General features: G+C 66.1%; 3 protein-coding genes. All 3 read right to left on the reverse strand.

Going from position 1 to position 3,666, the window contains the following annotated elements; genetic code table 11:
- Positions 1 to 815, reverse strand: an 815-nt coding sequence (locus BIU82_RS11690; RefSeq protein ID WP_070349657.1) for a sugar phosphate isomerase/epimerase, incomplete at its 3' end; no start/stop codon positions are given.
- A 78-nt stretch (positions 816 to 893) separates the two neighbouring features.
- On the reverse strand, positions 894 to 2,393 hold the full coding sequence (locus BIU82_RS11695; protein ID WP_070349658.1) for a CoA-acylating methylmalonate-semialdehyde dehydrogenase: 1,500 nt from the start codon (positions 2,391 to 2,393) through the stop codon (positions 894 to 896).
- 61 nt (positions 2,394 to 2,454) lie between these two features.
- On the reverse strand, positions 2,455 to 3,666 hold a 1,212-nt coding region (locus BIU82_RS11700; RefSeq protein WP_253182759.1), incomplete at its 5' end, for a thiamine pyrophosphate-dependent enzyme.

Here is a 3,666-nt window from a genome sequence, read left to right on the forward strand (position 1 = left end):
TGTTCCACAATGCCGAAGACCGGGCGGTCCAGCTTCTCGACCTCGAGGATGACCTCGTTGAGGTCCGGCAGCCCGGTGGGCGGCTCGGTCATGACGCCGTCCAGGTTGGCCTGGGCCCAGGTCTTGTTCTCCGCCCGGACCTTGGCGAGGATGTCCGGGTTGATCTGCTTCAGGTGCAGGTAGCCGATGCGCTCGGGGTATTTGCGGATGAGGTCCACGCTGCTGGCCCCGCCGTATTCGGCGTGGCCGGTGTCCAGGCAGAGAGTCAGCAGCCCGGGGTCGGTGTTCTGCAGGAGCCGTTCGATGTCCGTCTGGTTCTCCACGTGGGAGTCAGCGTGGGAGTGGAACTGCTGCTTCAGGCCGAACTGTTCCTGCAGGCGGCGGCCCAGTTCATCGTGGCCTTTGAAGAGGGAGTCCCACTGTTCGGCGCTGAGTTCACCGCTTTCCACGGCTTCGCCTGTGACGTCGTCGCGCCACATGGCGGGGATGACCACGATGTGTTCGCCGCCCACGGCGGCGGTCAGTTCGGCCACCTTGCGGGCGGGTTCCCAGGCTTCTTCCCACTGGTCACGGCCACGGTGGAAGGCCGTGAACACGGTGCCTGCGGATACCTTGAGGTCGCGGGCTTTGAGTTCTTCGGCCAGGCGTGCGGGGTCGTTGGGCAGGTACCCGTACGGACCCAATTCGATCCACTTGTAGCCTGCGGCGACCACTTCGTCGAGGAAGCGCTCCCACGGGGTCTGTTTGGGGTCATCGGCAAACCACACACCCCAGGAATCCGGTGCGGTGCCGATGATGAACTTGTTCTCTGTCATGGATTTTCCTTTGCCGTCGGTGGGTTTCGACAGGCTCAACCACCGGTGGTTGAGCCTGTCGAAACCCGAGCGAGGATGCTAGTTGGACGGGAAGTTGTAGCTGGCGCCGGAGTGCTGCTTCGGTTCCGGCCAGCGGGAGGTGACCACCTTGGCCCGGGTGTAGAAGGCCACGCCCTCTTCGCCGTAGATGTGCTTGTCGCCGAAGAGCGAGTTCTTCCAGCCGCCGAAGGAGTGGTACGCCACAGGAACCGGAATGGGAACGTTGATGCCGATCATGCCCACGTGGACGCCGCGGTGGAACTTGCGGGCGTTGGCGCCGGAGGAGGTGAAGATCGCGGTGCCGTTGCCGTAGGGGTTGGCGTTGATGAAGTCGATGGCTTCTTCCACGGTGTCAATCCGGACCACGGAGAGCACGGGGCCGAAGATCTCCTCGGAGTAGGCCTCCATGTCGGTGGTGACCTTGTCGATCACGGTGGGGCCGAACCAGTTTCCGCCTTCCTTGCCGGCCACGGTGAATTCGCGGCCATCCACCACCAGCTCGGCGCCGGCGTCGGCAGCGGCGGTGACAATACCCTTCATGCGGTCCCGGGATGCGGGGGTGATGATCGGGCCCATTTCGGCGTCGGGCTCGGTGCCTTCGGCGACCTTGACCGCTTCGGCGCGTTCCTTCACCTTGATCACCAGGTCATCGGCGGCATCGCCGACGGCGACCGCAACGGAGATGGCCATGCAGCGTTCGCCGGCSGAACCGAAGGCCGCGGCGGCGAGGTGGTCGGCGGCGTTGTCGAGGTCGGCGTCGGGCAGGATGATGGCGTGGTTCTTGGCGCCGCCCAGGGCCTGGACGCGCTTGCCGTGCGCGGTGGCGGTTTCGTGGACGTACTTGGCGATCGGGGTGGAGCCCACGAAGGAGATCGCGTCCACGTCCGGGTGGGTGAGGAGGCCGTCCACGGTTTCCTTGCCGCCGTGCAGCACCTGGAACACGCCGTCCGGCAGGCCGGCTTCCTTCCACAGCTTCGCCAGCAGCAGCGACGGCGAGGGGTCCCGTTCGGAGGGCTTGAGGATGAAGGCGTTGCCGGTGGCGATGGCTACGGGAGCCATCCAGAGCGGCACCATCACGGGGAAGTTGAAGGGCGTGATGCCCGCGACCACGCCGAGCGGCTGGCGGTAGGAGAACACGTCGATGCCGGTGGAGGCCTGGTCCGAGTAGGCGCCCTTGAGCAGCTGCGGAACACCGCAGGCGAATTCGATGACTTCCAGGCCGCGGCCGATCTCGCCCTTGGCATCGGAGATGACCTTGCCGTGTTCTGCGGTGATGAGGGCGGCCAATTCGTCCGCGTGCGCTGCGACGAGTTCGCGGAACTTGAACAGCACGGCGGTGCGGCGGGCCAGGGAGATGTCGTTCCAGCTTTCGGCGGCGGCCTTGGCGTTAGCGACGGCGGCCTGCAGGTCGGCGGCGTCCGCCAGGCGGAGTTCTCCGGTCTGTTCACCGGTGGCCGGGTTGTACACGGGCTGGGTGCGGCTACCGTTGCCGTTGCTTTCCGCGCCGTTGAGGAAGTGGGGGATGGTCTTGATGCTCATGTGTGTTTCTCTCTGCAGGTTTGTGCTGCTGCGGATGGTTGCCGGTGGTCCGGAACGGGACTCAGCCCAGCAGGGGCTTCTGGACGGCCTTCCAGTCTTCGTAGACCTTGCGGGCGTCCTTGGTGCTGTCGAGTTCGGCGGCGGCGGAGACGGGAACGTCCCACCAGGATTCCGAGGACGGGGCGTCGATCAAGGGATCGGATTCGACGTGGATCACGATCGGTCCGGTTCCTTCCGGGGCGGCCTTGGCCTTGGCGATCGCGGCCTCGAGGTCGTCAATGACGTTCTCCCCCGGTTCGATCCGGTAGACCGTTGCGCCGAGGGATTCGGCGTTGGTGGCCAGGTCGATCGGAAGCTTGTCTCCGGAATCGAAGCTGTGCGTGGCCTTGTCCAGCACCCGGTACTGGGTGCCGAAGCGCTGCGAACCGAGGGATTCGGAGAGCGAACCGATCGAGGCGTAGCCGTGGTTCTGGATGAGGACCACGATCAGCTTGATGCCCTCGGCGACGGCGGTGACCAGTTCGGTGTGCATCATCAGGTAGGAGCCGTCCCCCACCATGACCACCACGTCGCGGTCCGCGCCTCCGGCTTTCGTTTCGTCCAGTGCCGCGCGCTTGACGCCCAGGCCGCCGGCGATCTCGTAGCCCATGCAGGAGAAGGCGTATTCCACGTGGTAGCCGAAGGGGTCCTGAATGCGCCACATCTTGTGCAGGTCACCGGGAAGGGAGCCTGCCGCGCAGATCAGCACGTCTTCCGGGGCCATGGCCCGGTTGGTGGCCCCGATGATCGCGTTCTGCGAAACAAGGGGTGCGAAGCGCTGGGCGAAGGCGGCGTCCACGGTTGCGTCCCAGCGGGCCTTTTCCTCCGCGATTTCGCCGGCGACGTCGGTACTCACCGAGTAGGACCCGGCCAGTTCCGCAGTGAGCGCTTCGAGCGCCTTGCGGGCGTCTGCCACGATCGGCAGCGAGGTGCCGTGCTTGTAGGCGTCGATCGCGGCGACGTTGATGTTCACGAAGGACACGCCCTCGTTCTGGAAGGCAGTGCGCGACGCCGTCGTGAAGTCCTCGTACCTGGTACCGACACCGATCACCAGGTCCGCCTCGCGCGCCAGGGCATTCGCCGCCGTCGTACCGGTTGACCCGATGGCACCGAGCGCCTGCGGGTGGTTCCACGGCAGCACGCCGACGCCGGCCTGGGTCCAGCCCACGGGGATGCCGGTGGCCTCGGCGAACTCCCGCAGCTGGTCCTGCGCGAAGGCGTACAGCACGCCGCC

The sequence above is a fragment of the Arthrobacter sp. SW1 genome (assembly GCF_001766675.1).
Taxonomy (GTDB): domain Bacteria; phylum Actinomycetota; class Actinomycetes; order Actinomycetales; family Micrococcaceae; genus Arthrobacter.